General features: G+C 42.9%; 1 protein-coding gene. It reads right to left on the bottom strand.

Going from position 1 to position 748, the window contains the following annotated elements; translation table 11 throughout:
• Positions 1-748, bottom strand: a 748-nt coding sequence (locus tag ACWHAR_RS26500) for a PEP/pyruvate-binding domain-containing protein (protein ID WP_452088349.1), incomplete at both ends; no start/stop codon positions are given.

Here is a 748-nt window from a genome sequence, read left to right as displayed (position 1 = left end):
CTGTTCAGGCTTGTTGTTTTCAAAAATGGCCAGAAGGTTCGGGTTCTCCTGAACTTCCACAGAAAATAGCCATAAGCAACGGTCCGTTTCCAGTGATTTGTTCATTTTTCCTGTCAGCATCTCGTAAAAATGAGCGTTTTCGGACTCTCCTTGAATGTCCTGATACATCGCTTGCAGTTTGTTTGTTAAAAGGATTTGCGGGAAAACGATATTGAAGTGCTCTTCATAAGCCGTGAGATAAAAGGCCTTTAGTTTTTGAAAAGCATCCAGTGCGCTTTCTGCGGTATGCTCAGTTTGTGCGAGCTGGTCCAGTGTCCGGTAAAAAGGGAGGTATGTGTGATTGATGATGTCATACATATGCTCCGATAAAATCGGGAAAAGCTCTTTGCCGCAGTCTTCAGAAGGAGGCTGCTGTCCGCCTTGGTTTTTGGAATAAATATGTCCGCGATAAAGTTTTACTTCATCAACAACTACACCAATCGGAAACTTTTGCATGCTCTTCTTCAAGCCATATTCCAACGCAGGCACGATGAAGGATGAAAATAACGGACTCACCGGACCTTCAATATTAGACTCCATGTTAAGCCAGAAATCATTCATATCAGTGTCGGTAATCATGAAGCTGCGTTTTTCTTCTGCCGCCTTTTTGTCCTGATCAATGGTTGTAATCGGACGAGCTTGCAGAAGGTATATTTGATGATCAGCAATTCCAAATTCTATATCGACAGGATATCCGTACAGGTCTTCG

The sequence above is a fragment of the Bacillus sp. LR--39 genome, from assembly GCF_053613335.1.
Note: the sequence above shows the minus strand (reverse complement) of the source record. Positions and strands in the feature narration are given on the sequence as shown.